Below are 24,999 nucleotides of genomic sequence, written 5' to 3' on the forward strand. Positions count from 1 at the left end.
CTCACACACATTTCACTTACGGATGTGTATAGACATCCATTTATTTTTCTTTTTCCTGTTTATTTTTGTGGAGTTAAAACATGACTGAAACTGAATTCAATAACCTGGCGGCACAAGGATATAACCGCATACCGGTCATACTCGAAACATTTTCCGACCTTGATACACCCCTGTCAGTCTATCTTAAACTCGCCAATCAACCCTATTCGTATTTATTAGAATCGGTACAAGGAGGCGAACGCTTTGGGCGATATTCTTTCATTGGTTTACCAGCAGCAACCCGTATTGAAGCACGGGGCAACTCTATCCGTGTCATAAGTGATAAGAAATCACAAGAAATAGAAGTTGATAATCCATTGTCTTTCGTTGAATCCTATATGACGCGATTCAAAGCTGCGCCCTATCCCGGGATGCCCCGCTTTTGTGGCGGTTTAGTCGGCTATTTCTCCTATGATACGATACGCTATATTGAACACAAACTTACTGGCCAGACTCATACCGACAAACTGGATACCCCCGACATACTCTTGTTGTTATCTGAAGAACTGGCTGTAGTAGATAATCTTTCCGGCAAACTCTATCTCATTGTTTATGTTGATCCGGCTGTTACAGGAGCCTATCAGTTAGGTCAGGATCGATTGAAAGCATTGCTCTCACGGCTCCGTCAACCACTAGAAATCCCGGCTGAAAAACCGGTCAAGCATGGCCAGACTATTCTCGAGTTTGCTGAAACTGATTTTATAGCTGCAGTAGAACGCGCTAAACAGTATATTTTTGATGGTGATATTATGCAGGTAGTATTATCACAGCGCACCAGTAAATCCTATGATGCATCACCACTGGCATTATATCGTGCATTACGCAGCCTCAACCCATCACCTTATATGTTTTATTATCATTTCGATAATTTTCATGTCGTGGGTGCTTCTCCAGAGATTCTAGTGCGTCTTGAGAAAGATACGGTTACCGTTCGTCCAATTGCCGGCACACGTCCGCGTGGAAAAAACATACAGGAAGATGCTGAATTGGCAGCAGACTTGCTGGCCGACCCAAAGGAGTTGGCCGAGCATGTTATGTTAATGGATCTGGGCCGCAATGATATTGGACGTGTCGCACAAACCGGCACGATCAAAGTGACCGAAAATATGCGCATTGAAAATTATTCACATGTCATGCATATTGTTTCCAATGTAGACGGCAAGCTTAAGCCTGGCTTAAGTGCGATGGACGTACTCCGCGCTACTTTTCCAGCCGGTACCGTCAGTGGCGCACCTAAAGTTCGTGCGATGGAAATTATTGATGAATTAGAAATTTCCAAACGGGGTATCTATGCTGGTGCCGTAGGCTATTTGGGATTTAACGGCGATATGGATTTGGCTATCGCCATTCGTACGGGTGTTATCAAAGATGGCAAGCTACATGTACAAGCGGGGGCTGGCATCGTTGCTGATTCCATTCCAAAGAATGAATGGATTGAAACGCAAAATAAAGCAAGAGCACTATTACGCGCAGCAGAAATTGCTGAAGAAGGATTAGATAGCAAATTTGAGTAGAAACATAAAGGTCTGCAACAAATTTATTGGGTGCTTAAGCTAATCAGCTACACCTTCTTAAAAAACTGACGCACAATCAGAAATTTTCAGCTTCTCTTAAATTAATAAAAACAATTGTTGTGGTTTAAAAATTAACCCTTTATAATCAATAGTCGAAAACTACTGACGAGGGTTTTTGCAAATGTCCCAGACTATATGGCGCCAGGAAATACCATTATCTTCATTAATTCGCAATCAGCCTCGTTTCAATCTCTGCAAAAGTTCTGGCAAGATTAGTCGGAATAATGGCAACACCCAATTGTTTCTCAAGCTGGGTCAGTGAGAAAATACCACATATCGTCGCTGTAGCGTTAACACATCGCCTTATCACTAAAGTATGCTGCCGACCACTATCACGCAAACTAGCTACAACATTACCAACTTTAGCTTTTTCTACTTCTTCGATAGGAATCGCTTCCAGTTTCTCAAGTGGAGTCATTATATCCGACACCAGTATTTCGCTATGCTTAATACGTCGTTCCTGGATAAAGCGCAATGGCTTCTCACCTAGAATATCAGTTGCAGTAATGATACCTTCAAGAAGATGATCCTGATTCATCACAAATAATGAGCGTATACCACGCTGTATCATATACGTATTAGCCAGTTCCATGGTTACATAAGGCTGGATTACCGCAGCATATACGCGCCTCATATCCGTCATCACGTCTAAAGCCGATGAATCCATAGTCACCTTCCTAGGCGCAGCTGGACGAGAAATCTGGACAGCACCAATTAGAAACTGAGCAGAAAGAGGTGGATAGTAGCTCATCATAGTTCTCCTACTTCGATTGATGAGATTAGCCTGATACCAAAGAAGAAAAATAATTTTCTTCTCCTAAAAAACACTACACCTAATAAAATAATAAATCAACACAAATTCATTGAAATATAAAATAATCCAAGACCTGAATTAATCAAAATAATCATTAATTCTAAATATCAATCGGTTAACAAACCAACATTCAATCAACATGGCCATTCCTGCCATAACAGAATTAAGAAATCCTCGAGGGTATCCACATTGTTTCGCTTTGCCTTACCAAGCAATATTATTTAGCAATAACCTCATTATCTCAAAACAGCACTCATTATTTTTTTATCTTTCCCATTTTCGAGGATAATAGTCACTATAATTTATCAATCTAAATCTATTATTATCCATGCATCTTTCAATTATCATTCCGGCGTTCAATGAAGCGCGTCTGATTGAACAATGTCTACAGTCTATTGCAACATCACTTGCGGCTAATCATTACCCTGGTTTTACTTCTGAAGTTATTGTTGTAGACAACAATTCCACCGATAGCACCGCTCTTTTGGCAAAACGAAAAGGAGCGCGTGTTATTTTTGAGCCAATTAACCAAATCGGGCGGGCGCGTAATACCGGTGCAGCAGCAGCTTCTGGTGACTGGCTACTATTTGTAGATGCTGATAGTCTTTTAAATCCTGGCATGATGGCAGATATTGTACAGATGATCGGGAATGGAAAAAGTGTTGGTTGCGGCAGCACCATGCGCATGCAGAATCTACCATGGTGGACAAACTGCACTTTACAAATATGGACAAGGATATCAATCCTGTTTCGCTGGGCATCGGGTGCACTCATTGTGTGCCGTTCTGATGCATTTCGTGAAGTAGGCGGATTTAATCAAAAACTTTACGCTACGGACGAAATCGATCTGAGTCGTCAGCTAAAAAAATGGGGGCGCAAACGTAATCTGAAGTTTTTCATCTTAAGAAAGCATCCGCTGGAAACATCATCACGTAAAATACAGCTTTATTCTGAATTGGAAATAGCCAAGCAAGTTTTGCACTGTATATTAAATCCGCGTCGATCACTACAAAATAAAAAACACCTGCCAATATGGTATGACGGGCGACGTTAATAAAATACTCTATCAAGTAAAACAATGAATAATCTGGGCATTGATGCTTGAATCAGCATAATAGCAGCGTGGCAATATCGCATACCTGAAATAAAAAACTAATTTTGGATTAACAGGTTTTTAACTCTGCCATCTAAAAAAGTGCACGCTACCCCGTTCACTTATGATTTCTTGACTGAATATCTAACCGATTGATATACAATTCAGACATCATGTCCGTCAATATCCTGATCATCTGGTTTGAGTTTTCAATTTGCGCATTATTTATTGGAATTGCAGGTACCCAACTTGTCCATCATGCTGATGTCATTGCAGACAAGACCGGCTTGTCCGGCAGCTGGGCTGGCCTAATTCTGCTTGCTACGGTTACTTCGTTACCTGAATTAATTACGGGCATCAGCGCATTGATACTTGCTGATGCGCCAGATATTGCCGTTGGCAGCGTGCTCGGTAGCTGCGTATTTAATCTGGCCATTTTTACTGTACTGAGTTCTCTGATTCGCGGTGAATCACTCTACCGCCGCGCCAGTCAGAGCCATATACTCTCCGCAGCATTCGGAATCGTACTGATAGGTTTCGTGGGATTGAATATACTGCTGACCAATAAGATAACGACATCATATACTACGCATATCGGCGTTTATACGCCAGCTATTATAGCGTGCTATCTTATCGCAATACGCGCGCTATTTATGCATGAACGCACACAAACATCACAATTTGTTGAACTGATGACAACTGGGCGCTATCCCGATATCACACTGCATCAAGCCAGTTTCCGCTATGTTTTATCAGCCATCATCGTAATGACTGCTGGCATTTATTTACCTTTTATCGGCGTACAATTGGCTGAAGTGATGGGCTGGCATGAAACCTTTGTAGGCACACTATTAATCGCAGGGATTACCTCTCTACCAGAACTGGCTGTAACCATAGCCGCATCTCGTATTGGCGCATTTGATATGGCCATTGCCAATTTACTGGGGAGTAATCTATTCAATATTGTTATCCTGGCACTGGAAGATATCATTTTTCTACAGGAACCGTTATTGGCGAATATTTCCACATTGCATGCTTTTTCTGCTATGTCTGCTGTAATCATGAGCGGTGTCATTATTATTGGATTAGTGTATCGACCCAATACACGTTTATTTATGCGTGTCGGCTGGGACTGGGTTAGTTTAAGTCTATTCGCATTTTATCTATTGAATGGCTATGTACTTTATCTGTATGGTGGTGAATAGTTTTATCGATAGAATTAATGATCAGCATAGGCATGCTGATCACCTGACACAATCACGGATTACTGAAGCCGCTACACCGGATTAGATATTTCTCAACCTCTACGGCTACAAACAAAAATAGGCTAAATGCAAAAATACGCCCCCACATTACGGCGTCCAATGCAACGGTTCCAAATATCTGCTGCATAATCGGCGCATAGGTAAAGAGCAACTGGGTAATCAGTAATAGGCTTATTGCAAGCAAAACATAGTGATTGCCAAATAATCCTTCGCGCGAAAATGCCGGAGCCAGTAAATAGCGACAATTAAACAGATAAACGATTTCTCCCATCACCAGTGTGTTAACAACGATTGTTCGACCCAATTCAACACTGCCCCCATCAAGCATTTCCCAAAGAAATAAACCGAAACCACCACCAACCATTAATATCGTAACAAAAGCAATACGCCATACCAGAAAGCCAGATAACATAGACGCGCTCGGATCACGCGGCGGGCGCTGCATGACTCCCTTTTCTGGTCGTTCGAATGAAAGCGATAAAGCCAGTGTTACTGTCGTAACCATGTTCACCCATAATATCTGTATTGGCGTAATGGGCAGCGCCATACCCAGGAAAATAGCCAGAATCATAATACCTGCTTCACCCCCGCCGGTCGGGAGAATATAGACAAGCGTTTTTCTGATATTGTCATAAACAGTGCGCCCTTCTTCTACCGCGTGCGTAATAGAAGCAAAATTATCATCCGTCAACACCATCTCAGCCGCTTCCTTTGCTACTTCGGTGCCCTTCTGTCCCATGGCTACGCCGATATTGGCTCGCTTTAAAGCCGGTGCATCATTCACTCCGTCACCAGTCATGGCTACAATCTCGCCATCGTCCTGCAAAGCAGTTACTAAACGTAATTTATGCTCGGGACTCGCCCGCGCAAAAATGTCTACCTTTGAGACGGCCTCGCGCAGCTGTGCGCTATTCATATGATCTAATTCAGCGCCACTCATCACAGTCTGGCCATCACCGATGCCTAACTTTGCGCCAATAGCGCAGGCAGTCACGCGATGATCACCGGTAATCATCTTTACACGAATACCTGCCGAATGGCACTGATTCACTGCAACAATGACTTCTTCACGTGGGGGATCTATAATTCCAATCAGACCCAGTAGGGTTAGACCGGTCTCGATATCGGAGAATTCAAGTGATTGCTGTTTAGCTCCAATCAATTTGACCGCGATGGCAAGCATGCGTTGACCGGATGCAGTAGCTTCCTGTAAACCGGCATGCCAATAGTCTAAATCTAATGGATGGTTTTCATTAAAACTACGCTGGTAATTGCACATTGCCAGCACTTCCTCCGGCGCACCCTTGACAAAAACAACACTTTGTTCACCCTTGCCATGATGCAATGTTGCCATCAGGCGATGCGCCGATTCAAAAGGAATCACATCGATGCGTGGATAAGATTCACACTCAATTACCGGATCGAGTTTTGCTTTCATTGCCAACGTAACAAGCGCTCCCTCCGTTGGATCACCTTCCAGCACCCACTCATTATCATGTTGATGTAATGAGGCATCATTACAAAGCAGCCCTGCCCGGAACAAATCCAGCATTCCGGCACAATCATCCATTAAGTATTCCTTACCATTCTGGCTTAAAGCACCCTCTGGTGCATAGCCCACGCCACTGACTTCCAACAGATAATCAGCCGTTATAACGCGCTGAACGGTCATTTCATTTCGAGTTAAAGTGCCGGTCTTATCGGTACAGATTACGGTTACAGCACCCAGTGTTTCTACCGCAGGCAAACGGCGAACAATAGCATTACGCCGTGCCATGCTTTGCACTCCCAGTGCCAACGTAATCGTCATGATAGCGGGCAATCCTTCCGGGATGGCTGCAATAGCAATACTAATTGCAGCCAAAAATATTTCATCCAGGCTATAACTATCTAATAACAACCCATAGATAAAAATACTACTGGCCAGAATTAAGATCACAACAGTCAGCCAGCGTCCCAATATTGCCATTTGATGCATCAGCGGCGTAATCAATTTATCCACCTGTGCCAGCATCATACTAATGCGCCCAATTTCAGTATCATTGCTAGTGGCAACCACGACTCCTGTTCCCTGGCCATAAACAACCAAGGTACTTGAATACGCCATACAAAATCGATCTCCAATGGCAGCCAATTTTGCGACGGCTTCAAATGACTTGTCTACTGCCTCTGACTCACCCGTCAGTGCCGCCTCTTCAATGCGTAAATTCTTGCAGTATAATAATCGCAAATCGGCAGGCACCTTATCTCCGGATTGCAGCAATACGATATCACCAGGAACCAGTTTTTCAGCAGGAATTTGTTTACGTTTGCCATCGCGTAACACCACAGCATTCAGCGAGAGCATTTGACGAATCGCATCCAGTGCTTTTTCCGCCTTACCTTCCTGGATAAAGCCAATCACAGCGTTAATGACAACAACGCCTAAAATTACACTGGTATCGACCCAGTGCCCAAGAAAAGCAGTTATCGCCGAAGCCACCAGTAATACATAAATCAGCACATTATGGAATTGCGATAGAAATCGAACCACTACACTTCGCTGTTGCGGCGGTTTTAACCGATTTGGGCCATAGGATTCCAACCGATGAGCAGCCTCCTCCCGGCTAAGACCCGCATGATCGGTCTTTAATATTGCCAACACCTCCTGTGGTGAATCACTGTGCCACGCCCAGTTTTTAATTGATTCGGATAGCTGTACTCGCTTTATCATTTATTTCTCCCCATTTCATCATTAAACAGCTCGTGTTTCTGCTTCAACGCATCATGAGTAAATGTAAGTTTAGTATTGCTTGCGCCTATTACTAACAGGATCAGACTGGATACAATGACATTATTTCGAATATAGAAAATAACTTGATCTATACCCACAACGATTATCTCTTAAAATATCTGGCATAGGCCATCAGATAAACTATAATCAATCTTTACAGCCTATTTCTTCAATATCAGCATAATAAATGAGGATCTTCATGAGATACACTATCGCTACTGTGACGTTACTAACTGTTGTGCTATCTGCAGGCACAGCCCATGCCACTAATCAGGTACCTTTTGGTAACCAGGTGAATACGATCAAGAATTATAATCGCGCCACATCACAGATTGCCACTTCTGGTGTAGTCGGCAACACTGGCGTAAAGGCATTGGCTGAACAAGGTGTTAAAACCGTTATTGATTTACGTACGGAAGCAGAAGGTATTGAAGATGAAAAGATAGCCGTTGAATCAACCGGTATGCGCTATATCAATATACCGGTTACAGGCGCAGGCATCAGTGATCGCCAGTTAGTGATCTTTTCAGATATGATTGAAAAAGCAGAAAAACCTGTACTGGTTCATTGCGCTTCAGGCAATCGAGCCGGTGCACTCTGGACAGCCTATCGCATCAGTAAAAATATCGCGCCAGACATTGCTTTTGAAGAAGGCCGTACAGCAGGAATGCAACCAGATATGGAAGCTAAGATTAAGGCTACACTGAAATATTAATTATAAGACAGGACTATCTCGAAACTTACATTCAAACCTAAAATAACGCAAGCAAAGTTATTTTTCTATTATTTCTGGTACACATTTAATGGCACTTCTACTGACATTGGTTGGGTCAGAAGATAATGTTGCCAAGGCGGTGGTGAAACCAGAGACACTCGCTCCCTTAAACAGCAGGCAACGTTTACCGGTTCGCCTGCAATGCCGCTTTAGCTGATAATAGGCGGCGTGACTGACACAATCAGTAGGACAAATAACCGCATCCGCGCTGTCTACCATACTATGTAGACGCGAAAGTGCTTTCTGTTGACCGCCATCATGATGAATGAGACGAATCCCAAGCTGCTCAGCCAGCATACGGTATTGTGGAAGTAAAGTAATTCGACCACCGACACAAAGAATGCAGCTATTTCGCATTGAGTGCATATGAGGCAATAATGATTTACGTTTGGATTCATCAGGCGTATTTTTTGTCAGCAAAAACTGCTCCAGCGTTTTTTTCTCAGAAACCAGCATATTACGTTCGCGCAATAGTATGGCCGCCTTATTATTGGTTGTTTCAAGTAATTTTGCTAACGTACTAACCCGCTCTGATGTCATCTGCAGCTGTTCATTCGCCATCGTCAGACTCATTAAACGTTGCCCCATCTCAACCATCGCCACTCCGGATTCAAGCGCAGCAATCCGTGCCCGTAGTACCGCTACCTCATTTCCAGACTGACGCAGGTTTTCTAGTTCGCTCTCGGTGGCATGTAATTGTTTGCGTAATCTAACTTCATTACGAGTTTGCTGTTGTTGCTGTTGCTTCAGGGCAAATTTAATTTCAGTATTTTCCTTCTCCAATCTGGCTAATCGGCGCATATCGGTGGCCTGACCCGCACCCACCTGATGAGATAACATATGCATATCTGCATAGATTATTTTTCGGGTTTCATTACTGGCTGCTTTATGAGTAAATCCCGCCCACAAAGCACCCGCCACTTCACCATGTATGCTATATTTTCTCCATAAGGCCAGCACATCGGTATCGCTTCTGGCTACCTCAAAATCGGTAACATAAGTTTGATATTTTTTATTTAAAAACTTATGAATTGCTTTAGACACTTCATTACGTGTACTAACACGGTTCACAGTTTCAACATGCAGCGCAAATTCATTACGCAATGATGCAGTAAAATTAAATGAGCGCGCGAATTTCTCCAAATCACTGATGGATAAACAAGTCCCGATAATGGGACAATGATAGGTCTCACTCAATTCCCAAAGCTTGGCATGCCTTTTTATAGATGAAGACATCGCTATCGTTGGGGAGTTATTCGCGACTACCGATTCCTCTGGTGAAAATACCTTTGGTACCAGCTGTTTTAGTAAAATAGACGTATCCATGATATCCCTTTATCCGTTTATTCCGACAGGTTTGTTGTTAGTGCGCCGTAACCGTGTAATAGCCAACTTTAATCAGCACCCAATTCTTGCAACAGCCTACTTATTAATGCGAATAATAACGATTATCATTCATAGTGTAAATAATTTTTTCAGAACACAAGATAAACTATTTGGAACAGGCGGTGATTTATCCGCGCAATATCATGGATAGAAACTGACATGATATTGCGTCTTCTTTTTATTTTCGAAGGCAGAGAAGAATCTAATAAGCGATTCGATGCAATAATGTCATCATCCATATCTCTCTCAAAGAGATATAGCGACCACAGCTACTAAGCACTAAGTAGAATTATTTTGAACTGACAACCGTTCTCACCGATAGATCAGCAGTTGTATTATTTTGACAAGCATCTCGAACGGTACTCAGATTGGCGATATGACAAAACGTTGCAATCATCCCGGCCCTGTAAAATGCTCAGCAGACGGGATCTAACCATTACTCCAACATCCCTCTCCCAGTAAGATAATCGCAACGCATCATCATTCACACAATGACGGGAACAATTCCTGCCAGCACAACGTTATGCCAGCAGGTCAATGAGTCCATAAAACACGAATCACCCAGCTTATCAGGTCTGTTCACTCAATCCGATTTAGCAGGCCGAGCCAGCCATTCTCGGCCCTTGAGCATCCCGTTCCAGTACAACCATGGAAAAAACTTAATCTTGAGCATCCAGGCCAGGGCTCGGGGCACAGTAGGGTCGAGCGGAAAAGTCGGCAATAATTTACCGCCAAACCCGAACTCAGCCAGTATCACTTTGCCATTCTCCACAGTAAGTGGGCATGCGCCATAACCATCATATATCGCGACCAAATCTCTGCCCTCTTTCTCTGCCAATAGATTTTCTGCAACAATAACAATCTGTTTTCTAACTGCAGCAGCCGTTTTCGAATTCGGAGATGAACAAGCATCCCCTAATGAAAAAATATTGGAATAACGAATATGCTGCAGCGTTTCCTGATTCACTTCACACCAGCCATTGGCATCCGCCAGAAGGCTGTTACGGACAAAATCGGGCGCTATCTGAGGAGGCGTTACATGCAGCAGATTAAACGGCTTAGCGACACATGTAATCTTGTCGTGTTCATCTTTAACGTTGAAATAAGCCGTTTTATTGGGACCATCTACTTTCACCAGATTCGAGTTAAACATCAGTTTAGCGTGATAGCGTTTCACATATGCCATTAAAGACGGTACAAAATCAGCAACACTAAAAAGTACTGCGCCCGCAGCATCGAATTCAACCTCAATCTTGTCCAAAAGATGGTGAGATAACCAATAATCACATGAAAGGTACATTGCTTTCTGTGGTGCTCCAGCGCACTTAATCGGCATGGATGGCTGAGTAAATATCGCTTTTCCTGCCTTCAGTTCCTTTACTAACGACCAGGTATAGGGTGCCAAATCATAGCGATAATTTGAAGTTACCCCATTCTTACCAAGGGTTTCTTCCAATCCCTCAATTTTCTCCCATGCCAGGCGAAGACCAGGACATATGACTAATTGCCGATAACCAATCGCCCGCCCATCAGCTAAATGAACTAGATCAGCATCCGGATCGAAACCAATCGCTGCAATCTGAATCCACTGAGCATGCTTTGGAATAACCTCAGACATATCCCGCACGGTTTCGTTAATGTTATATGCACCACCACCAACCAGTGTCCAGGCCGCCTGATAATAATGCTTATCACAAGGCTCAACGATGGCAATACGCAAAGATGGCCGCCGCTTCAAAAGACTCGCTGTAACACCGATACCAGCTGCTCCCCCGCCAATCACAACAACATCGAATAGATTATCCCAATTACAAGTTGCCGAGGTCGATTCTTGTTTGTCGCTTCCGCCACTTTTATCAGCATCTTCATGTTTTGATGAGTGATATAAGGTTGCAGTATATTTTTCTAAGCCACGTGATGCAAAAATTCGCTTCAGTAATTGAAAGACACGCCTTATGAATACGTCACCTTGTTTATCAAATTCAGTCGTAACTACACGCATTATCCTCTCTCCCGTATTAGATAATTAGATTTAAAATCAATTAATTTCCGTCCTTCTCAAAATCATATCGTAATTCCTATCATGCCAATTGTTACCACATCTTTATCCGTATCTGCACAGTAATGTGCTAAATATTATTTCCATAATTCTGGCTATTTCAGCGCTCACTCACTACGACAAATAAATTCGCGCTTGTCATCGACTACTATCAGTTTTTTCTTATGCCGCATCATGAATCACCATCAGACCAATAACTGGCAAGCATCACATAACATTCCCGATTAACTTATATTTCTGGCGCATTAGTCAGCCAGTAACAACATGGAATTACTCAGATGCATTAAAATGCAACTATTTCCATTGCAATACGAACTTGGAAAATACGATGGCTATTCGGATCAGCAACTGACAAACCAGATTAATCTTCAAGGATAAAGAGCGCACAACATGTCACCCAATATTAATGCCTTCTATGATTCTGTTACTTGCACCGTCAGTTATATTGTTTTTGATGAACCGGGTGGGAGCGGCGCTATTATTGATCCGGTACTGGACTATGATCCGAAATCCAGCAGAACACATACCCTATCTGCAGACAAGCTCATTGAATTTATAAAAGATCAGCGACTGACTTTGAAATGGATTCTTGAGACACATGCACATGCCGATCATCTTTCATCAGCTGATTATCTCAAGAGCCAATTAAATGGCTATATTGCAATTAGTAATAAAATCCCGGCGGTACAAAAAACCTTCAAAAAAATCTTCAACCTTGGTAATGAGTTTATACCGGATGGTCGACATTTTGATTATTTATTTAGCCATAATGAAAGATTTCAGGTTGGGAAATTAAACGCAAAAGCCATTTCAGTCTCCGGCCACACACCTGCCGATATGGTATACCAGTTTGGTGATGCCCTATTTATTGGTGACACCTTATTTATGCCAGATATCGGTACCGCACGAGCAGATTTCCCTGGCGGAGATGCAAATCAATTATTCCTATCTATACGTAACCTGCTTGAGTATCCACCAGAAACCAGGTTATTCATGTGTCACGATTACCCCCCTGAAAATCGGGCAGCTCAGTGGGAAAGCACCGTAGAGCAACAGCGCATGCATAATATTCATGTCCATGATGGCATCAGCGAAGATGAATTTGTAGCGATGCGTCGTGCACGGGATACCATGCTTGATATGCCAACCCTCTTGCTTCCCTCAATTCAGACCAATATCAGAGCAGGAAAAATGCCCCCGGCAGAAACAAATGGGGTTGCATATTTCAAAATACCGATTAACCTGCTTTAATAAGCCAAGTTACCCATGAAATTGCATGCATCGGTAATCTGAGATAGCACCACCGAATCTCCGAGCGAAACCAAGACATGACGCCACCTAATCGGGTCGTGCAGATGAAAAATTCTTAATCTACCTCTAATATGATTCAACAGCTTATGAAGGATTTCCCATGAGCCAGGATAATTTAACGAAAAAAGACGGGACCCGTATGGAGTCTCTGTTGCCTGCCAAACACAAGCGCTAGTTGTTCCACCCCCTTAAAACCGAAAAATGCCCATCAGCCACAATAAGAAACGCTATAAAAATGGAAATGGCATCGAGCAATACCTGGGATTCCTCAAGCAACACCACTGTAACGCGACACGCCACGATAGAACCACCACTTTATTCCTTGTTTCCATGCTTGAGGTAGCATAACGATATGACTTAAACCCTTTGTTCACACGGCTTATAAGCTGCCTCGACAACATAAACCTGAACAAATTTAGCTATAATAATCAATTAGTTATTAAACAATGGTCTAATTTTTCAGATATTTCGGGATAATCTCATTTCATGTACACTCAGTATTTTAATCACAACAAAAGGCAGCACAAAATGAACAATAATCGTAATACCTTCATTTGGATAGGGTTGCTCGTGTCCGTTATGCTGCAACCTTTAATTGCACAAGGTGCAATCTGTAACAGTGATGAAACACTCACACCTGTCAAGGGAAAAATCTTTAATAATATTCTACAAACTGGCGCAACCCTGGGAACAGCACATCTCAATCTCCATAAAGATAAGATGAAATGTGGAATATTCGGTCAGGGCGCTATTGTTAATAACGGTTCAATTAATTTTATCCATACCTTTGTCTGCGATGATGAAGTCACCTCTCCATTGACCGGAGACACAGTCCATTCTCAGCTTACTCTGAATACAACCGGATTCATTAACCTACAGTCTTGTCCGCCTGACTTACCACAAACGGCAATTTCGGGCACTTTTGAAGAAACGTCTGTTCCTATGCCTGGAACCGGTCGGGGAATATTTACCGATGTAGAACGTGGCGAGATTCAGATTAAAGGCACAATTAACTGCTTGGCTAGTATTGACATGAAGTTTTCCGGTGCCATCTGCTTGAAAAATCCTTAATGATTTAATTGGCATCCCCCCTCGCCTAAAAACAGGGGATTCCTGCTGTCTCTACCCCGGAACGGGGTAGATGACTTCGGCGAGTTTCTGTTGCTGACGACATTACTGCATCGTTCACTTGGCAGGCGAGCTGAGCATGTCCTGCCCTTAGAATATTAAAAATAGATGCTTCTTTAATTTAAATGCCGTATGCAGATTCACATTATCAATCCCATTCTTCGAACAATTAGTCGTTAATCTCACCCCCTGAATTAATAACCAATTACGCTTCCAGAAACACACATATCAAATTAGCCCGCTTCATTCTGTGTCCTGTAGTCAACACTCATCCAATTAGTTTAACAACGCGATTAAAGTAATCGCAATTGCTCAGCGCGTACCAATTCGTAATTAATTTTAGATTAAACGTTGCATTTTATAAAAAAATAATTATAATAAGAATCATTCTCATTAACTATATTAAGGGTAATGCAATGATGAATAATTCAAGTATAGCCTCGCTAAGCATGAGCAATCCTTCCCAGTTTATTGCAATGGATAAAAACAGATCTATTCGTAGCGATCACCTGTTTTTGAATAATGATGTGATATTTATCCAGCATCAAGGAGAGCAATATCGTTTACGCCGGACACGTAACGGTAAGTTAATTCTGACTAAATAATGGACTTTAGGGCTTAATCATGTATATTTGTATTTGCAAAGGAGTCACAGATAACGCAATTCGTGAGGCTGTTATTAAGCAAGGCGCTGGCCGAATGCGAGATTTGAGAACCTGCTTGGGTGTAGCCGAGCAGTGTGGTGTTTGTGCTTGTCACGCGAAAATGGTGCTAGAACAAACGCTGACACAAAAAAATGCTGACGCGACACTCTCCTTCTAAACCCACTCGTATACACGAGATTTCCGCCTGAGGAGGCAAAATGAAAGGTAATGCAGATATCATCAACTGGTTAAATCGCCAGTTACAACATGAATTAACCGCTATCAACCAATATTTTCTTCATGCACGCATGTACAAGAACTGGGGATTCAACAGCTTAGCCAAGCATGAATACGAAGAATCTTGTGAAGAGATGAGACACGCTGATAAATTAATTGAACGGATTTTACTCTTAGAAGGCCTGCCCAATTTACAGGAATTAGGTAAGCTCATGATTGGTGAGACCGCCGAAGAATGTATCGCTTGCGATCTTAAGCTGGAAACAACCGCACATAAAACACTGGTCGACGCAGTCACGGCCTGTGAAGTGGCAAAAGATTATGTTTCACGGGAAATTTTCGCAGATATTTTAACAGATACCGAAGAGCACATTGACTGGCTGGCAACGCAGCAGGATGTGATGCAGAAAATCGGTATCCAAAACTGGTTACAAAGCCAGATATAGTTTCTAGCTGCCGCTGGGTTTCCTCCTCCTACTCCAGCGGCATTTTAGCCAGCCAGCCTATGTCGGCAAGCCAGCTACTTTTTTATTGCTGACTTGTTGGGACCTGGATTATGAGAATACTGAAAAAATCAACTTTAAGTGTGATTTCTCCTTTGAGTATCGTTTCCTTAATCCACCTTCCCAACACAACACATACAGACAATCTCTTGTCTGCTTGCCTGCGTGGCGCAGATCGACTGTACCGTCATTTGTACCATACTATCTTTAATGACAATTGCCATAATCACTTCGATTCCACCCATATACCCCGGCTATTCAGAAAACAGCGCTATGATGTTATAAAACCAGTCTCTGAAATAAACAGGGCGTCCAGAAAATCGGCCTCCGTTACAAGTCCATTATCGCTGATCAAGGCAACAACACACATAAAAAATAATGACATTTCCAAGCAGAATCCGTCTGGATATGATCATCATCAGCGATTATCCGGAAAATCTGTCTTATGCGTAGGCGGACGCGCTGCACTGTACCCACGATATCGTTATTTAGTCGAAACTTCTGGTGGTATTTTTTTATCTTTTCACGGAAATTCCAGTGACAATATAGAGCGATTATTCAAGCTATTAGCCTATACCAACATGGTTATCTGTCCTGTTGACTGCGTTAATCACGACGCTTATCTCACAGTGCAACATTACTGTAGACATTCGGGAAAACCTTGTGCATTGTTAGAGCGATCCGAAATAGCGACTTTCCGCAAAGGAATAGAAATACTAGCCATGATAGCTACAAAACAACCCATTCTGTCAGAAAACTCAATATCCCAACTCCAACATTAATTTCTCAGTCCTATGAGGCCTAATAAGCTATTCGGCTTATCATTATTGTTGCAACTATTGAATAGGAGAAAAAATGAATTTCCATCATGCCAGCCGTATTCTGGCTATTTTTTCTATTGCGATCTTTTTCTCATTGCCACTCGAAGCAGCCACAAGAGAATACTGGGTTGCGGCAGAGAAATTATCCTGGGATTATGCACCTTCAAAGAAAAATCTTATTAATCCCGATGAAACATTGGGCGTTTGGGGGCAAACACGCATATACACAAAGTACCGGTATATTGGCTATACGGATAGCACTTATACTCAGCCGGTATCACAACCAGAATGGATGGGAATTCTAGGGCCTCAATTACGGGCCGTGGTCGGTGATACCATAAAGGTTCATTTTCTGAACAAAACAGATCGAGCACTTTCTATGCATCCACATGGTGTGTTATATGACAAGGACAGCGAAGGAGCCGATGGGGGCAAAGGTGCCAGCATACCGCCCGGCGAAAGTTATACCTATACTTGGGTTGTAGACAAAGATGCAGGCCCGGGGCCCGACGATCCTTCATCAATCGTTTGGCTATATCATTCTCATGTCATGGCCGAAGAGGAAATGAACCTCGGTTTAGTCGGCACCATCATTGTTACGCAAAAAGATCGCGCACGTTCTGCTTCCGACCTTAAACCTCAGGATATAGATCAGGAATTTACTGCTCTGTTTATGATCTTTAATGAAGAGAATGATGAAGAAAGTGGTCTTAAACACACCATCAACGGTCGTATTTTTGGCAATCTTAAAGGCTACGAAACCAATCTGAATGAACGCGTACGCTGGCATCTCGTCGCGTTGGGTAATGAAGTCGATAATCATACTGTACACTGGCACGCTCAGACCGTCCTTAAACATGGACACCGTACCGATGTCATTGAAGTACTGCCTGCCAGTATGGTTTCAGTAGACATGACTCCCCGCTCACCTGGCAACTGGTTATTTCACTGCCATGTCAATGATCACATGATCGCAGGAATGTCCACACGCTGGCACGTCAATACCAATTCAGACTAATCAATACAGATCGGGATTGGGTTGATTCTGACCCAAATGTCTTATAAGACCTCAGCCATAGCCATATACCGGAACACTCTGAGATAGGTGTCACTTATTGTTTTATTTTTTAGATAACTTAGTCATGAAATGCTTCCCCAGAGAGTGATACATCTGACTTGTACAGCGACGAGGAATGAAACAATATTTTTGACGTATCCTGTGGCAATGCCACACCATCTCTTGAGATTAAGGGAAGCATCTTCAACAAGATGTCGTAATTTATAACGCTCATTGTCGTAAGACCTTCGTGCTGTACGGCTCTTCTTTGAGGGGATTACGATTTCCATGCCTTCCCTCCTTGTCTGTTTAATAATTGCACTGCTGTCATAACCGCAATCCACCAACAAATTCCGCATCAAGTCCTTTGATCATACCATCAACCCGCGTGCAATCCGCTGTTGTGGTGCCTTGTGTAATAAAAACTCTGGCCGACATACCAATGCGCATCCACAGCCAAATGCCCTTGCCGCACCAACGGATAGAACGGCTGCGCGTACTCTTCCAACTCCCATGATCCGACGGCAAATTCCGCCACGGTGCGCCCGTGCGCATAATCCAGAAAACGACATTAATGAACTGGCGGTTATCTCTGATTATCCCCCCAAACACCTTGGTGGCCAGGCAAATAAGTTTCAAACGACGTCCATACTTCGTCTGATATATCGAGACCTTTGCAAAACCCCAGCAGCTGAAAAATTAACTCTTTATAATCAATAGTAGAAAGCTTTTTACGAGGACTTTTGCAAAAATCTCATCATGCCTACGATGTGAATGTATTATATGAGATTTTTTATTTTTATAAGAATCTCATACTCCTCATTTTGTGACTACATTATTTAATGATTGAGAAACAATCAGCCTATCTAGCATGAACCCAAGTATACCTAAAGTTTAAATTCCTACTGTCGATGAATGACCACAACTAGTCAATATCCGGTTTGGTAGAGCCAATATTAATCAATCCAGATACTGAATTTTCAGATCAACAGGATTAATCAGGAATGACATTATGGGAATCATTGTTAACTTTAAATCTGGTGCCAAGCAGATATTCATTGTTCATCAGGATATTCTTGCAACAGAGTTCAGACATTTAGCCGAAACGGTGGGTGGACGTATAAATAGTGTTGAGTTTATGTCATCTCCTCAGTACCCGGATTCTGTTATTTCAGAATCAAAGGGAACATTTTAATACAATAATAAGATTAAATATCGGATATATTAATTGCTAGGCAATCACGCTTGAAATAAGAATCAGCCTGCTGATATAAATAATAGATAACAGTTTCTTCTCAGGAGTTTATTTCGGTCGGAAAAGTAAAATAATGGGTTCCGTTGTATTAAACGCAAAACGCATATTTCAGATAAATTGACATGCCATCCCTTTATAACTAGACGGATTTATCCTGCCAATGCATAAAATTGCTCAGCAAAAGATATCTTATCAATCATCACCCAACCTTTGCGAATCATGTACATGAGTTCGATGCTAGCTAGAATATTTCTAGCTGATTGAAAAGATTCGAATCCGAGCATTGGTTTCGTCACTCGCTTCGACACTCGATAGTCTTGTTCCACAATATTATCGAGATATTTTACCTGACTGACGAACCACCATGGACATCTCCTTGCTGACATTGATCTCACCAATCGCCGCTTTATTGGCATCACTTTTATCCATCTTGATCTTTTCAGGAACGCCATTGGCTTGCATAGCTTTGTCAAAGAAGCGTTTGGTGAAGTGGTACCGCAAAACTGGACAAATTGTTAAGCTCTGATATGAAATAAATAGAGAGACATAATCATGAGCAAGAAACGTATGCAATATTCAACAGAATTCAAAGCCAAAATAGCCTTGGCAGCAATACGTGGAGAAGAAACGGTACCACAACTAGCCGCTCGTTATCATATCCATCCTACGCAGATTAATAGCTGGAAACGTCATTTGATTGAAAAAGCCAGTGATTTGTTTGGCAAGAATAGTGACGCCAATAATAAGAATAAGACCTCTGCACAACCGCGTAAATTTGCTGTGATAATGGGAGAAATGTCCAAATGACATTTGTTATGCGTGTTATTTTGGCAGAAAGTGAAGCTTTTCTTCCTTTTAAAGGAAGTTTTCTCCCTTTATGTGGCATTTAGACGGACTACTCCCCTTGGTGGCTTGTCCACGAAAATTTTGTTGGCAGCTTTTTTTAAATTCATGCAGATGCTTTTCAGCATAACTTGGGCGTTGACTTTCGCCGTGCCGAAGTAACTGGCGCGTCCCATCCCGAATAGACGTTTGGCCGTGCCGAAACACTGTTCAACAATATAGCGTTTTTTGCTGATCAATTTATTCGCCAGCTTCTGGCGTGCCGAGAGTGGTTTGTTCTTGTACGCACGATGCATGATTGCGCTCTTGATTTTGTGATTTTTTAGAAACTGCCGATTGGCGTTGCTGGCTGATCCTTTGTCGGCATATACCCGATTTGCCTCGATGTGCGCACCCTCGATAGCTGCTTCGAAATGTATCATTTCGCTCTGGTTGGCAGGGGCAGTGTGAACTCCGCGCACATAGCCGTCTTGCGAATCCACTACCAGGTAACTGCGATAGCCAAATTGCGACTTCTTGCCTTTTTTTAGCCAGGTCGCATCCGGATCCGCGCTTTGTTCTTCAATAAAAGTGATTCCCGGTTGGCTGCCATCCTCAAATTGAACAGCCTTACCTTCGGCATCCACCTCAAGCAGGATAACCTTTTTGGGGCGTGCCGCTGACTCAATCAGCGTGGCATCAATTACCGCTCCCATTGCGCCTTTGATCATCAATCCGTGTGATTGAAGCTGTTCATTGATCGAGGCTAGCAGATCGTCTAACCGATCGCCGGACACCAATCGGTTGCGAAACCGACACAGGGTGGTTTCGTCCGGTATCGCATCCGACAAGGACAAACCACAAAATTGTAGAAAATCAATCCGAACATACAGTGCTTGCTCCAACGCAGCATCCGACAAACTATGCCACTGTCCCAGCAGGATCGCCTTGAACATCATTAACCTATCAAATGGTTCCCGTCCTCCACCATGCGATAACTCGCGCTTGTATAAACCTGTAAGCTTCGAACGTAACTCCTGCCAGTCAATCAGGACATCAATCTTCATTAGCACACTGTCTCGTCTCAATCGCTGTGCCAATTCCAGTGTTCCAAAACTTATCTGCATCTCTTGCTCCAAATGTCTTCTGCTTGTCACTATTTTAGTCGGTTATCGCGCTGACGGGGGAGTTGTGCAAAGGTCTTAGAATGGTCATAGTGCCGACGATTTACATCGCGTGATTGGGCAATTGACGGTGGAACGCGATTTTTTAGCCAGAAAGCTCGATCATTAAGTGTTGCTGAGCGCAAAACAATGATCGAGCACCACGAGAAACTAAGTCAATCGCGTCAATGCCATTTACTGGGTGTTGCACGCTCGTCGTATTATTATCAGCCACAACCCACAGATGGGAGTGAGTTAATCTTGTTGCGTCAAATGGATGAGCAGTATTTGAAAACACCACAGTATGGTTCACGCAGTTATGCCACGTGGTTCAGGCGCCAGAGGATGATGATAGGCCGCAAGAAAGCAACTTCAATGATGAAGATGCTGGGCATTATTAGCACAGCACCAAAGCCCAAAACCAGTATTCCGGCCAAGCAGCACAAGAAATATCCTTATCTGCTCAAAAGTAAGACCCATTAGAGACCTTTGCAAAATCCCAATAGTTGAAAGATTAACCCTTTATAATGAATAGTAAAAAACTACTGGCGAGGGCTTTTGCAAAAGTCTCCATTAGTCGTCCCAGCCAAGTTTGGGCGACTGATATCACTTACGTGCCGATGGAAAAAGGTTTTGGCTATCTTGTTGCTATTATGGACTGGTATTCGCGTAAAGTACTGAGCTGGCGCTTATCCAACACACTGGACGCTGACTTCTGTGTCCAGGCTTTGGAAGCTGCCATCCAGGATCATGGCTGTCCGAAAATCATGAATAGTGATCAAGGTGTGCGGCTTACCAGTGAGGCATTTACATCAATACTAAAAACCAATGGTATACAGATCAGCATGGATGACAAGGACTGCTGCTATGACAATATTTTTGTTGAACGACTATGGCGTACAGTCAAATACGAACATTTATATACCCAGGAATTCAATAACCTAAAGGAGGTAAGAAAAAGTTTAAATGTTTGGTTCAACTGGTACAATCAAGAACGTTTTCATCAAAGTCTTGATAATCTAACACCAGATGAAGTTTACTATCAGAAGTATGCAATTCCTCAAGCTGCCTGAGCTTGATTAACCAGCCATGTTAGAGCTTAATTTATCTTCAGGTTGTCTAGTTAAAGGAGGCCACTTCATATTTTCTGAAAATATTTTCCAATAATGGTAAAAACCAGATCACCCAACGGCTCACTGTAGAATAATCCACTGATACACCTCGCTCTTCCATCATTTATTCCAGGTGCCGACAACTTAACGGATACGCCGCATACCAGCGAATGCAGACCAAAATTACCTCAATCGGAAATCCCATTCCTTTTACAACCAGCATGTAGCCTCATCATCTTTTCAATGTTGACAGTCAAGGCATCGGTGACCTCGCTTAATGCGACAGAACCGATTTATACCCCCCACCTTACGGGTTAAATGTTTGTTAGCACTTGTAAATTATGAGTAAGGCCATTTCCAATTGGTGATTTCAGGCATATCTTCGCCGTAGGTAGTGATGTATTGGCGGTGCTCAACGAGCTTGTCGCGGACAAACTGCTTTACATATGCGCCGACACGGCTGAGTCTTGGCACCCGGTCGACCACGTCACCGATCAAATGAAAACGATCCAAATCGTTGAGTACGACCATATCGAATGGCGTGGTGGTGGTGCCTTCCTCTTTGTATCCACGCACGTGTAAATTTTTGTGGTTGTTGCGACGGTAAGTCAACCGATGGATCAACCAAGGATAACCGTGGTAAGCAAAAATAATCGGCTTGTCGATGGTAAACAAGGCGTCGAAATCCTTGCCTGACAGGCCATGGGGGTGCTCTTCCTGTGGTTGCATCGCCATCAAATTCACGACATTAATCACGCGTATTTTGATATCTGGAATATGCTGGCGCAATAAATCCACCGCAGCCAGCGTTTCTAGGGTAGGGATATCGCCTGCACAAGCCATCACCACATCCGGTTCGGCGTCTTGATCATTGCTCGCCCACGCCCAAATGCCGATACCTGCCATACTATGTTTAATCGCAGCATCCATATCTAGCCACTGCAGCTGCGGTTGTTTACCTGCGACAATCACATTGATAAAATCGCGGCTGCGCAAGCATTTATCAGTAATAGCCAACAACGTATTGGCATCGGGTGGCAAGTAAACACGAATGATATTAGCTTTCTTATTGACAACATGGTCAATGAAACCGGGGTCCTGATGTGAAAAACCGTTGTGATCCTGTCGCCAGACATGGGAAGTCAATAAATAATTTAATGAAGCGATGGGCTGACGCCAGGGAATTTCTTTACTCACCTTAAGCCACTTCGCATGTTGATTAAACATTGAATCAACAATGTGGATGAATGCCTCATAACAAGAGAACAAGCCATGACGACCGGTAAGCAGATATCCTTCCAACCAACCTTGGCAGGTGTGTTCGCTCAGAATTTCCATTACGCGACCATCTGGCGCAAGGTGTTCGTCTTCTGGTAGTGTTCCCGCCATCCAGGTAAAATTAGTTACTTCGAGCAAAGCACCGAGACGATTGGATTTAGTCTCGTCCGGCCCCATAACACGAAAATTACGGGTGTTCTCATTAAGCTGCATGACATCCCGCAACAAAGTGCCCATTACACGGGTCGCTTCACCCATTACCTGCCCAGGCTTGGATACCTCGACAGCATAATCACGAAAATCCGGCATGTTTAAATTCTTGAGCAACAAACCACCGTTAGCATGCGGGTTAGCACCCATTCGGCGCACGCCTTTGGGCGCCAATTCCAGCAGTTCCGGTATCAGTCCGCCGCTCTCGTCGAATAGCTCTTCTGGTTTGTAACGCTTCATCCATTGTTCAAGTAACTTGACGTGTTCCGGTTTTGTCGCCATCTCGGCGAACGGCACCTGGTGCGAGCGCCAATAATCCTCCGTTTTCTGGCCATCGACTTTCTTAGGGCCGGTCCAACCTTTTGGGCTACGCAGGATAATCATCGGCCAGCACGGGCGGGCAGCAACGCCGTTCCTACGTGCTTCGCGTTGAATAGTTTTTATTTCTGCAATAATAATATCTAGCGTGGCCGCCATACGCTGGTGCATGATCTCGGGATCTGATCCTTCAACAAAATAAGGTTTATAACCATAACCAATGAACAGGCTCTCCAATTCCTCGTGACTTAAACGCGCCAACACCGTTGGGCTGGCAATTTTGTAACCATTCAAATGCAGAACAGGCAGTACCGCGCCGTCATGAATCGGGTTTAAAAACTTGTTTGAATGCCACGCGGTAGCAAGCGGACCGGTTTCTGCCTCGCCATCGCCAACTACACAGCAAGCAATCAGATCAGGGTTGTCAAACACAGCGCCATAGGCATGTGCAACAGAATAACCAAGTTCTCCACCTTCATGAATTGACCCCGGTGTTTCCGGCGCACAATGACTGGGGATACCCCCGGGAAATGAAAACTGTTTAAATAACTTTTTCATACCCGCTTCATTTTGCGCCACATCTGGATAGACCTCGCTATACGTTCCTTCCAGCCAAGTGTTAGCCACCAGGCCCGGGCCACCGTGACCGGGGCCTGTGATATAAATGACGCTTAAATCTTGTTCCTTGATAATACGATTGCAGTGCACATAAATAAAATTCAGACCCGGCGTGGTGCCCCAATGGCCGAGCAATCTTGGTTTGATGTGTTCAAGCGTTAAGGGTTGTTTTAATAGCGGATTATCCAATAGATAGATTTGACCAACGGATAAATAATTTGCCGCACGCCAATAAGCGTTGATTTTGCGTAACTCTTCAGTAGACAAAGGGCTCACTTGGTCAATTAATTGGGCTTCCGGTTTCATCAATTATTGCTCCTTACAATTTGAAATTAGTCTGGCTCTAGTTTCTCTTCTATGGCCTAAAGAAAAAGCACAGCGATCAAAAGGATATTTCTAAGTACTCCAACAAACAATGCAAACTATGGTCCTGGTTAATTCGCCCAGAGCTGCGACCAATGAACCCAATTTTCGGCCTGCACAGTACACAAATAAATCAATAACTTCTACAGTATGTGAGTTGTCCATCGACCAAGAGTTCGAGCATATCATCGCTGATACCCGAAACACCCAGCAAACCGGACTTATAATTCAATATGTCAGTGACGGCATCGATATCCATACCCTTTTCTCTCATCAAATAAAGGGCGGATTCAACTTTGAAGTGCAACTTTTGTAAGGAAGTTTATAGGCAAGCTGCGGTAGTATCGGAGCTACTTAAACGACCAAGTAAAAGGAGCACAG

At 43.2% G+C, this 24,999-nt stretch carries 24 protein-coding genes and 1 pseudogene; 15 read left to right on the plus strand and 10 right to left on the minus strand.

Annotation, left to right across the window (positions count from 1 at the left end; all coding sequences use genetic code 11):
* Window positions 1–80 precede the first annotated feature (80 nt).
* Window positions 81–1,553 carry an anthranilate synthase component I gene (gene trpE, locus BUQ89_RS11335; protein WP_028460775.1) on the plus strand — a complete coding sequence of 491 codons (1,473 nt, stop codon included), beginning with the start codon at window positions 81–83 and terminating at the stop codon, window positions 1,551–1,553.
* 223 nt (window positions 1,554–1,776) lie between these two features.
* Here the strand turns inward: trpE and BUQ89_RS11340 are convergent, their stop codons facing one another.
* Complete coding sequence (locus tag BUQ89_RS11340) at window positions 1,777–2,367, minus strand: CBS domain-containing protein (RefSeq protein WP_028460776.1); 591 nt, start codon at window positions 2,365–2,367, stop codon at window positions 1,777–1,779.
* A 388-nt stretch (window positions 2,368–2,755) separates the two neighbouring features.
* Between BUQ89_RS11340 and BUQ89_RS11345 the strand changes: the two genes are divergently transcribed.
* Together BUQ89_RS11345 and BUQ89_RS11350 are read left to right on the plus strand one after the other, a co-directional pair.
* Complete coding sequence (locus BUQ89_RS11345; protein ID WP_028460777.1) at window positions 2,756–3,481, plus strand: glycosyltransferase; 726 nt, start codon at window positions 2,756–2,758, stop codon at window positions 3,479–3,481.
* Window positions 3,482–3,693: 212 nt separating this feature from the next.
* Window positions 3,694–4,725, plus strand: a complete 1,032-nt coding sequence (locus tag BUQ89_RS11350; protein WP_177183567.1) for a sodium:calcium antiporter — start codon at window positions 3,694–3,696, stop codon at window positions 4,723–4,725.
* Between the two features lie 52 nt (window positions 4,726–4,777).
* Here the strand turns inward: BUQ89_RS11350 and BUQ89_RS11355 are convergent, their stop codons facing one another.
* On the minus strand, window positions 4,778–7,498 hold the full coding sequence (locus BUQ89_RS11355; protein ID WP_036572527.1) for a cation-transporting P-type ATPase: 2,721 nt from the start codon (window positions 7,496–7,498) through the stop codon (window positions 4,778–4,780).
* Window positions 7,499–7,757: 259 nt separating this feature from the next.
* Here BUQ89_RS11355 and BUQ89_RS11360 point away from each other — a divergent pair, with 259 nt between their 5' ends.
* On the plus strand, window positions 7,758–8,273 hold the full coding sequence (locus tag BUQ89_RS11360; protein ID WP_036572530.1) for a protein tyrosine phosphatase family protein: 516 nt from the start codon (window positions 7,758–7,760) through the stop codon (window positions 8,271–8,273).
* A 57-nt stretch (window positions 8,274–8,330) separates the two neighbouring features.
* On the opposite strand, the gene BUQ89_RS11365 is transcribed toward BUQ89_RS11360, so the two are convergent.
* Both BUQ89_RS11365 and BUQ89_RS11375 read right to left on the minus strand, forming a co-directional pair.
* Complete coding sequence (locus BUQ89_RS11365) at window positions 8,331–9,659, minus strand: DUF2325 domain-containing protein (protein WP_028460781.1); 1,329 nt, start codon at window positions 9,657–9,659, stop codon at window positions 8,331–8,333.
* Window positions 9,660–10,302: 643 nt separating this feature from the next.
* Window positions 10,303–11,721 (minus strand): NAD(P)/FAD-dependent oxidoreductase, encoded by a 1,419-nt coding sequence (locus BUQ89_RS11375; RefSeq protein WP_143071201.1) that lies wholly within the window; start codon window positions 11,719–11,721, stop codon window positions 10,303–10,305.
* Between the two features lie 447 nt (window positions 11,722–12,168).
* Between BUQ89_RS11375 and BUQ89_RS11380 the strand changes: the two genes are divergently transcribed.
* From BUQ89_RS11380 to BUQ89_RS11410, 7 genes are all read left to right on the plus strand, one after another.
* The gene (locus BUQ89_RS11380) at window positions 12,169–13,029 is read left to right on the plus strand and encodes an MBL fold metallo-hydrolase (RefSeq protein ID WP_028460783.1); all 861 of its coding nucleotides are present in this window, start codon (window positions 12,169–12,171) and stop codon (window positions 13,027–13,029) included.
* 588 nt (window positions 13,030–13,617) lie between these two features.
* On the plus strand, window positions 13,618–14,160 hold the full coding sequence (locus BUQ89_RS11385; RefSeq protein WP_028460784.1) for a hypothetical protein: 543 nt from the start codon (window positions 13,618–13,620) through the stop codon (window positions 14,158–14,160).
* Between the two features lie 473 nt (window positions 14,161–14,633).
* Window positions 14,634–14,822 (plus strand): hemin uptake protein HemP, encoded by a 189-nt coding sequence (hemP, locus tag BUQ89_RS11390; RefSeq protein WP_245813010.1) that lies wholly within the window; start codon window positions 14,634–14,636, stop codon window positions 14,820–14,822.
* A gap of 19 nt (window positions 14,823–14,841) precedes the next feature.
* The gene (locus BUQ89_RS11395; RefSeq protein ID WP_074202608.1) at window positions 14,842–15,039 is read left to right on the plus strand and encodes a (2Fe-2S)-binding protein; all 198 of its coding nucleotides are present in this window, start codon (window positions 14,842–14,844) and stop codon (window positions 15,037–15,039) included.
* A gap of 40 nt (window positions 15,040–15,079) precedes the next feature.
* Window positions 15,080–15,544 carry a bacterioferritin gene (gene bfr / locus BUQ89_RS11400; protein WP_028460786.1) on the plus strand — a complete coding sequence of 155 codons (465 nt, stop codon included), beginning with the start codon at window positions 15,080–15,082 and terminating at the stop codon, window positions 15,542–15,544.
* A gap of 110 nt (window positions 15,545–15,654) precedes the next feature.
* The gene (locus tag BUQ89_RS11405) at window positions 15,655–16,383 is read left to right on the plus strand and encodes a DUF2325 domain-containing protein (protein ID WP_074202609.1); all 729 of its coding nucleotides are present in this window, start codon (window positions 15,655–15,657) and stop codon (window positions 16,381–16,383) included.
* A gap of 73 nt (window positions 16,384–16,456) precedes the next feature.
* Window positions 16,457–17,440: a multicopper oxidase domain-containing protein gene (locus tag BUQ89_RS11410; RefSeq protein WP_028460787.1), complete on the plus strand. Its 984-nt coding sequence runs from the start codon at window positions 16,457–16,459 to the stop codon at window positions 17,438–17,440.
* 122 nt (window positions 17,441–17,562) lie between these two features.
* Here BUQ89_RS11410 and BUQ89_RS11415 read toward each other — a convergent pair.
* A pseudogene (locus BUQ89_RS11415) lies at window positions 17,563–18,170 on the minus strand (transposase).
* Between the two features lie 321 nt (window positions 18,171–18,491).
* Here BUQ89_RS11415 and BUQ89_RS11420 point away from each other — a divergent pair.
* A complete protein-coding gene (locus tag BUQ89_RS11420; RefSeq protein ID WP_028460789.1) occupies window positions 18,492–18,674 on the plus strand; it encodes a hypothetical protein in 183 nt (60 codons plus the stop codon).
* 209 nt (window positions 18,675–18,883) lie between these two features.
* Here BUQ89_RS11420 and BUQ89_RS14660 read toward each other — a convergent pair whose 3' ends face one another.
* Both BUQ89_RS14660 and BUQ89_RS14415 read right to left on the minus strand, forming a co-directional pair.
* Window positions 18,884–19,120 carry a DDE-type integrase/transposase/recombinase gene (locus BUQ89_RS14660; protein WP_051537496.1) on the minus strand — a complete coding sequence of 79 codons (237 nt, stop codon included), beginning with the start codon at window positions 19,118–19,120 and terminating at the stop codon, window positions 18,884–18,886.
* Window positions 19,065–19,196, minus strand: a complete 132-nt coding sequence (locus BUQ89_RS14415) for a hypothetical protein (protein ID WP_256205413.1) — start codon at window positions 19,194–19,196, stop codon at window positions 19,065–19,067. The genes BUQ89_RS14660 and BUQ89_RS14415 overlap by 56 nt, the downstream gene beginning before the upstream one ends.
* Before the next feature lie 90 nt (window positions 19,197–19,286).
* Here BUQ89_RS14415 and BUQ89_RS11430 point away from each other — a divergent pair, with 90 nt between their 5' ends.
* A complete protein-coding gene (locus BUQ89_RS11430) occupies window positions 19,287–19,541 on the plus strand; it encodes a helix-turn-helix domain-containing protein (protein ID WP_028460791.1) in 255 nt (84 codons plus the stop codon).
* Between the two features lie 68 nt (window positions 19,542–19,609).
* Here BUQ89_RS11430 and BUQ89_RS11435 read toward each other — a convergent pair whose 3' ends face one another.
* A complete protein-coding gene (locus BUQ89_RS11435) occupies window positions 19,610–20,683 on the minus strand; it encodes an IS5 family transposase (RefSeq protein ID WP_083399491.1) in 1,074 nt (357 codons plus the stop codon).
* 186 nt (window positions 20,684–20,869) lie between these two features.
* Between BUQ89_RS11435 and BUQ89_RS13295 the strand changes: the two genes are divergently transcribed.
* Window positions 20,870–21,202, plus strand: coding sequence for a hypothetical protein (locus BUQ89_RS13295; RefSeq protein ID WP_083605155.1), 333 nt, complete (start codon window positions 20,870–20,872; stop codon window positions 21,200–21,202).
* Window positions 21,203–21,246: 44 nt separating this feature from the next.
* Window positions 21,247–21,792: an IS3 family transposase gene (locus tag BUQ89_RS13300; RefSeq protein ID WP_083605156.1), complete on the plus strand. Its 546-nt coding sequence runs from the start codon at window positions 21,247–21,249 to the stop codon at window positions 21,790–21,792.
* Between the two features lie 378 nt (window positions 21,793–22,170).
* On the opposite strand, the gene BUQ89_RS11445 is transcribed toward BUQ89_RS13300, so the two are convergent.
* Together BUQ89_RS11445 and BUQ89_RS14665 are read right to left on the minus strand one after the other, a co-directional pair.
* Window positions 22,171–24,561, minus strand: a complete 2,391-nt coding sequence (locus BUQ89_RS11445; protein ID WP_036573693.1) for a phosphoketolase family protein — start codon at window positions 24,559–24,561, stop codon at window positions 22,171–22,173.
* A gap of 190 nt (window positions 24,562–24,751) precedes the next feature.
* On the minus strand, window positions 24,752–24,892 hold the full coding sequence (locus BUQ89_RS14665) for a hypothetical protein (RefSeq protein ID WP_143772771.1): 141 nt from the start codon (window positions 24,890–24,892) through the stop codon (window positions 24,752–24,754).
* Between the last annotated feature and the right edge of the window lie 107 nt (window positions 24,893–24,999).

The organism is Nitrosomonas cryotolerans ATCC 49181 (assembly GCF_900143275.1).
Classification (GTDB): domain Bacteria; phylum Pseudomonadota; class Gammaproteobacteria; order Burkholderiales; family Nitrosomonadaceae; genus Nitrosomonas; species Nitrosomonas cryotolerans.

What these genes read in the sequence shown, in the direction of transcription:
- hemP (WP_245813010.1), top strand. Translation starts at nt 14,634, where the DNA reads ATGATGAATAATTCAAGTATAGCCTCGCTAAGCATGAGCAATCCTTCC.
- BUQ89_RS11340 (WP_028460776.1), bottom strand. Translation starts at nt 2,367, where the DNA reads ATGATGAGCTACTATCCACCTCTTTCTGCTCAGTTTCTAATTGGTGCT.
- BUQ89_RS14415 (WP_256205413.1), bottom strand. Translation starts at nt 19,196, where the DNA reads ATGCAAGCCAATGGCGTTCCTGAAAAGATCAAGATGGATAAAAGTGAT.
- BUQ89_RS11435 (WP_083399491.1), bottom strand. Translation starts at nt 20,683, where the DNA reads ATGCAGATAAGTTTTGGAACACTGGAATTGGCACAGCGATTGAGACGA.
- BUQ89_RS11360 (WP_036572530.1), top strand. Translation starts at nt 7,758, where the DNA reads ATGAGATACACTATCGCTACTGTGACGTTACTAACTGTTGTGCTATCT.
- BUQ89_RS11380 (WP_028460783.1), top strand. Translation starts at nt 12,169, where the DNA reads ATGTCACCCAATATTAATGCCTTCTATGATTCTGTTACTTGCACCGTC.
- BUQ89_RS11385 (WP_028460784.1), top strand. Translation starts at nt 13,618, where the DNA reads ATGAACAATAATCGTAATACCTTCATTTGGATAGGGTTGCTCGTGTCC.
- BUQ89_RS11395 (WP_074202608.1), top strand. Translation starts at nt 14,842, where the DNA reads ATGTATATTTGTATTTGCAAAGGAGTCACAGATAACGCAATTCGTGAG.
- BUQ89_RS11355 (WP_036572527.1), bottom strand. Translation starts at nt 7,498, where the DNA reads ATGATAAAGCGAGTACAGCTATCCGAATCAATTAAAAACTGGGCGTGG.
- BUQ89_RS11445 (WP_036573693.1), bottom strand. Translation starts at nt 24,561, where the DNA reads ATGAAACCGGAAGCCCAATTAATTGACCAAGTGAGCCCTTTGTCTACT.
- BUQ89_RS14660 (WP_051537496.1), bottom strand. Translation starts at nt 19,120, where the DNA reads ATGTCAGCAAGGAGATGTCCATGGTGGTTCGTCAGTCAGGTAAAATAT.
- BUQ89_RS11430 (WP_028460791.1), top strand. Translation starts at nt 19,287, where the DNA reads ATGAGCAAGAAACGTATGCAATATTCAACAGAATTCAAAGCCAAAATA.
- bfr (WP_028460786.1), top strand. Translation starts at nt 15,080, where the DNA reads ATGAAAGGTAATGCAGATATCATCAACTGGTTAAATCGCCAGTTACAA.
- BUQ89_RS11350 (WP_177183567.1), top strand. Translation starts at nt 3,694, where the DNA reads ATGTCCGTCAATATCCTGATCATCTGGTTTGAGTTTTCAATTTGCGCA.
- BUQ89_RS13300 (WP_083605156.1), top strand. Translation starts at nt 21,247, where the DNA reads ATGAATAGTAAAAAACTACTGGCGAGGGCTTTTGCAAAAGTCTCCATT.
- trpE (WP_028460775.1), top strand. Translation starts at nt 81, where the DNA reads ATGACTGAAACTGAATTCAATAACCTGGCGGCACAAGGATATAACCGC.
- BUQ89_RS11420 (WP_028460789.1), top strand. Translation starts at nt 18,492, where the DNA reads ATGGGAATCATTGTTAACTTTAAATCTGGTGCCAAGCAGATATTCATT.
- BUQ89_RS11405 (WP_074202609.1), top strand. Translation starts at nt 15,655, where the DNA reads ATGAGAATACTGAAAAAATCAACTTTAAGTGTGATTTCTCCTTTGAGT.
- BUQ89_RS13295 (WP_083605155.1), top strand. Translation starts at nt 20,870, where the DNA reads ATGATCGAGCACCACGAGAAACTAAGTCAATCGCGTCAATGCCATTTA.
- BUQ89_RS14665 (WP_143772771.1), bottom strand. Translation starts at nt 24,892, where the DNA reads ATGAGAGAAAAGGGTATGGATATCGATGCCGTCACTGACATATTGAAT.
- BUQ89_RS11365 (WP_028460781.1), bottom strand. Translation starts at nt 9,659, where the DNA reads ATGGATACGTCTATTTTACTAAAACAGCTGGTACCAAAGGTATTTTCA.
- BUQ89_RS11375 (WP_143071201.1), bottom strand. Translation starts at nt 11,721, where the DNA reads ATGCGTGTAGTTACGACTGAATTTGATAAACAAGGTGACGTATTCATA.
- BUQ89_RS11410 (WP_028460787.1), top strand. Translation starts at nt 16,457, where the DNA reads ATGAATTTCCATCATGCCAGCCGTATTCTGGCTATTTTTTCTATTGCG.
- BUQ89_RS11345 (WP_028460777.1), top strand. Translation starts at nt 2,756, where the DNA reads ATGCATCTTTCAATTATCATTCCGGCGTTCAATGAAGCGCGTCTGATT.